Origin of the sequence: Agromyces binzhouensis, assembly GCF_004135055.1 — a bacterium.
Taxonomy (GTDB): Bacteria; Actinomycetota; Actinomycetes; order Actinomycetales; family Microbacteriaceae; genus Agromyces; species Agromyces binzhouensis.
The window spans coordinates 1-3,884 of record NZ_SDPL01000301.1 but is presented as its reverse complement, the minus strand read 5'-3'; the positions used below and the strand labels follow the sequence as shown (position 1 = coordinate 3,884).

5 protein-coding genes are annotated in these 3,884 nt (G+C 72.9%); 4 read left to right on the top strand and 1 reads right to left on the bottom strand.

Features of this window, described 5'->3' with window-relative positions:
- The 4 genes from ESO86_RS19940 to ndk all read left to right on the top strand — a co-directional run.
- On the top strand, positions 1-368 hold a 368-nt coding region (locus ESO86_RS19940), incomplete at its 5' end, for a DUF5915 domain-containing protein (RefSeq protein WP_242492358.1).
- Complete coding sequence (locus tag ESO86_RS12955) at positions 365-1,738, top strand: bifunctional folylpolyglutamate synthase/dihydrofolate synthase (RefSeq protein ID WP_129235401.1); 1,374 nt, start codon at positions 365-367, stop codon at positions 1,736-1,738. The genes ESO86_RS19940 and ESO86_RS12955, both read left to right, overlap by 4 nt.
- Positions 1,735-2,196: a DUF4233 domain-containing protein gene (locus ESO86_RS12950; RefSeq protein ID WP_129235400.1), complete on the top strand. Its 462-nt coding sequence runs from the start codon at positions 1,735-1,737 to the stop codon at positions 2,194-2,196. Before ESO86_RS12955 ends, ESO86_RS12950 begins: the two co-directional genes overlap by 4 nt.
- Positions 2,193-2,615 carry a nucleoside-diphosphate kinase gene (ndk, locus tag ESO86_RS12945; RefSeq protein WP_129235399.1) on the top strand — a complete coding sequence of 141 codons (423 nt, stop codon included), beginning with the start codon at positions 2,193-2,195 and terminating at the stop codon, positions 2,613-2,615. The genes ESO86_RS12950 and ndk overlap by 4 nt, the downstream gene beginning before the upstream one ends.
- Positions 2,616-2,711: 96 nt before the next feature.
- On the opposite strand, the gene ESO86_RS12940 is transcribed toward ndk, so the two are convergent.
- Positions 2,712-3,335 (bottom strand): vitamin K epoxide reductase family protein, encoded by a 624-nt coding sequence (locus ESO86_RS12940; protein ID WP_129235398.1) that lies wholly within the window; start codon positions 3,333-3,335, stop codon positions 2,712-2,714.
- Positions 3,336-3,884: the final 549 nt, after the last annotated feature.

Here is a 3,884-nt window from a genome sequence, read left to right as displayed (position 1 = left end):
AGGCGAGCGGCGGTGCCGACGGCGGCAACGCGCTCGGCCTCCTCGCCGACGGCGGCTTCGCGATCCTCGACGTGCGCACCACGCCCGAGCTCGAGGCCGAGGGGCTCGCGCGCGACATCGTGCGGGCCGTGCAGGAGTCGCGGAAGGCCGCGGGGCTCGAGGTCGGCGACCGCATCCGCCTCGACCTCACGCTCGACGCCGCCGGTGCGGCGGCCGCCGAGGCGCACCGCGACCTCATCGGGCGGGAGACGCTCGCGCCCGAGGTGCTCGTCACGGTCGGCGAGGTCGACGGCGACGGAGCGCACAAGGTCGGCGACGGGTCGAGGCTGCTCGTCTCGGTCGCGAAGCTCGCGGAGGCCGTCCGATGACCGACGCGATCCCCGAGTCCACGCCCGAGGAGCGCGACGCGGCCGACGCCGTGTACGCCGACCTCCTCGCGCGCGTCGGCGAGTCGGCGCCGCAGCCTCGCCTCGGGGCGACCCGGCGCGCGGTCGAGCTCCTCGGCGATCCGCACCGCGCCGCACCCGTCATCCACCTGACCGGCACGAACGGCAAGACATCGACGAGCCGGATGATCGAGTCGATCCTCCGCGCGCAGGGGCTCCGGACCGGCCTGCTCACGAGCCCGCACCTCGTACGGTTCACCGAACGGATCCGGATCGACGGCGAGCCGATCGCCGACGAGGCCGTCGCACGGACCTGGGAGGAGATCGCCCCCGTCGTCGCGATCGTCGACGCCGAGCTCGCCGCGCGCGGCGAGGAGGCGCTCACGTTCTTCGAGGCGCTCACCGCCCTCGCCTTCGCGGCGTTCGCCGACGCGCCCGTCGACGTCGTCGTGCTCGAGGTCGGCATGGGCGGCGAGTGGGACTCCACGAACGTCGCCGACGGCCAGGTCGCCGTGATCACGCCCATCGCGATCGACCACGAGCAGCGGCTCGGCCGGACCATCGCCGAGATCGCCCGGACCAAGGCCGGCATCATCAAGCCGGGCGCCGAGGTCGTCACCGCGTTCCAGGACCCTGCCGCGCTGACCGTGCTGAGCGAGGTCGCCGAGCGGAACGACGCGAGCCTCGCGGTCGAGGGCGGAGCGTTCGCCGTGCTCGACTCGCGCGTGGCCGTGGGCGGGCAGCTCGTGTCGGTCCGGGGGCTCGCGGGGGAGTACCGCGAGCTCGCCCTTCCCTTGCACGGTCGTCACCAGGCCGAGAACGCCGCCGTCGCGATCGCCGCCGTCGAGGCGTTCCTCGGACGCGCCGTCCGACTGGCCGACGACGTGCTCGAGGCCGGCCTCGGCGCCGTGACCTCGCCGGGCCGACTGCAGCTCGTCTCGACCGACCCGACGATCCTCGTGGACGCCGCCCACAACCCGCACGGCGCCGCGGCGCTCGTGGCGGCGCTCGGCGAGGTGTTCGACTTCGACGAGCTCGTGATCGTGCTCGGCGTCCTCGGCGACAAGGACGCCGCGGGCATCGTGCGCGCCCTCGAACCGACCGGCGCGCACTTCATCGTGACCCGCTCCGAGTCCGATCGCGCCGTTCCCGCCGACGAGCTCGCGGCCCTCGTCGCAGGTGTCATCGGCCCCGAGCGGGTCGACGTCGCCGAGCGGCTCGAGGACGCGCTCGACGACGCCCGCGACTGGGCGGGCCGCGGCGAGAAGCGCGGCGTGGTGGTCACCGGGTCGATCACGCTCGTGGGCGACGTGCTCGCGATCGCGGACGACCGCGGCTGGAGCGATCGATGACCGCCCAGGCGCCGGATCCCATCGACGACCCGACCGGAGCCGGCGCGCCGCGCCGTCCGGTCCGCCGCGCACGCTCCGTGCGGGAGAGCCTCGCGTCGATCGTGCTCACGTTCGAGATCGTCGTCGTCTTCCTCGCGGCCCTCGTGATCTGGGGCCTCTCGCGCGAGGGCGGCGGCGCGTTCGGCCTGCCGACCTGGGCGCCGCTCGCCGCGGGCGGCGTGGTCATCCTCGGCCTGGTCGTCATCATCCCCCTGCTCCGGTACGAGTGGGCGTACGTGCTGGGCTGGGCCCTGCAGGTGCTGCTCCTCGCCTCGGGGCTCCTCAACCCGGCGATGCTCGTCGTCGGCGCGCTGTTCGGCGGCATGTGGGCGTACTGCATGATCGTCGGCGCGCGCATCGATCGTGCCCGCGAGGCGGCCGCCGCCGCGGACGCCGAACCTGGAAAGGAACCCGAATGACCACCGCCATCGAAGAGACCCTCGTCCTCGTCAAGCCGGACGGCGTCGCCCGCAACCTCACCGGCGAGATCCTGCGCCGCATCGAGGCGAAGGGCTACTCGCTCGTCGACATCCGCATGGTGCAGGCCGACCGCGACCTGCTCGCCCGGCACTACGCCGAGCACGAGGGCAAGCCGTTCTACGAGCCGCTCATGGAGTTCATGGAGTCGGGTCCCGTCGTCGCGATGCGCGTCGCCGGCAACCGCGTGATCGAGGGGTTCCGCGTGCTCGCGGGGGCGACCGACCCGACGACCGCGCTGCCCGGGACGATCCGCGGCGACTTCGGCCGCGACTGGGGCCTGAAGGTCCAGCAGAACCTCGTCCACGGTTCCGACTCGGTCGAGTCCGCCGAGCGCGAGCTGTCGCTCTGGTTCGCCTGACCCACGTGCGGCGCGGGGCCGCGGCATCCGATCAGCGGATGCCGCGGCCCCGCCGTCGTCCGGGAGCCGACGCGCCGCGGCGGCACCGCGATCCGGTCAGAAGAGGTTCTGCAGGTCGATGACGACCCGCGGGATCGCGTTCATCTGCGCCTGCGCCAGGACGATCACGATCGCGTAGCACGCGGCGGTGATGACGACGACCCACCCCAGGGCGGAGGACCCGAACCGCCTGAGCCCGGGCGAATCGCCGAACACGCCGTCGCGGAGGTTCCGCAGGGTGACGACGAGGAACGTCGGGATCGTCACGGCCCAGGTGAGCATGCACCAGGGGCACAGCACGTCGAGCACGTAGATGCTCTGGTAGATCAGCCAGCCGACGAAGACGACGGCGCCCGTGACGCCGACGTTCAGCCCGATCCAGAACCATCGCGCGAACCGCGCGCCCGCGAGCAGCGCCATCGCGATCGTGATGACGACCGGCCAGGCCATGAGGCCGATGAACGGATTGGGGAAACCGAAGAGGCTGCCCTGCCACGACGCGAGGTTCGTGCTGCACCCGACGAGCACGCCCACGTTGCAGTTCGGGATGTGGCTCGGATCGGCGAGCGTGAGCACCTTCTCGAGCGACAGCTCGAACGCCGCGAGCAGTCCCAGAGCCCCCGCGATGAGGAGGAAGACGGCCACGCCGATCGGCCGGGATGCGCGGGGGGAGTCGGGCATGCCCACGATTCTGGCACGCCGATTCGACGGTCCGCTGGGTGAGCGTGCGATAATCGTTGCAGTCGCCCGGGCCGCGCCCGGTGCGACGCCAACGAGGGCTTCGAGGATGCACCGCATCCCATCCGCGGAGGAACCGCGAGATTTGGCGTCACCGGCACCCGCCGGGCGCAGCAGTGAAGGATTGGCGGTACGGCGCGAACGGCGCTGAACCGCTCTGAGGAGTACGGGAACGATGGCGCGGCCGTCGGCCCCGGTGTAGGAGTGCACCAGAGATGGTGGAAGACAACGCAACACCGCCGACCGAACCCGGGGGCGATGAGCCTCGTCGCCTCGGCGGGATCTTCGGGGCGCGTCGCCCGGGCCGTCGGGCGCAGGTCGTGCCGCGGTCCGCGGCCGAGGCCTCGACGAACGTCGACGACGCCGCCGGGAACGCCCCGGTCGACGAGACCGCCGTGTCCGCGACCGAGGAGACCACGCCGGCCGAGCAGCCGGCGGTCGATCAGGCTGCCGCTGACCAGCCCGCCGCTGACCAGCCCGCCGCTGACCAGC

What these genes read in the sequence shown, in the direction of transcription:
- ESO86_RS12950 (WP_129235400.1), top strand. Translation starts at nt 1,735, where the DNA reads ATGACCGCCCAGGCGCCGGATCCCATCGACGACCCGACCGGAGCCGGC.
- ndk (WP_129235399.1), top strand. Translation starts at nt 2,193, where the DNA reads ATGACCACCGCCATCGAAGAGACCCTCGTCCTCGTCAAGCCGGACGGC.
- ESO86_RS12940 (WP_129235398.1), bottom strand. Translation starts at nt 3,335, where the DNA reads ATGCCCGACTCCCCCCGCGCATCCCGGCCGATCGGCGTGGCCGTCTTC.
- ESO86_RS12955 (WP_129235401.1), top strand. Translation starts at nt 365, where the DNA reads ATGACCGACGCGATCCCCGAGTCCACGCCCGAGGAGCGCGACGCGGCC.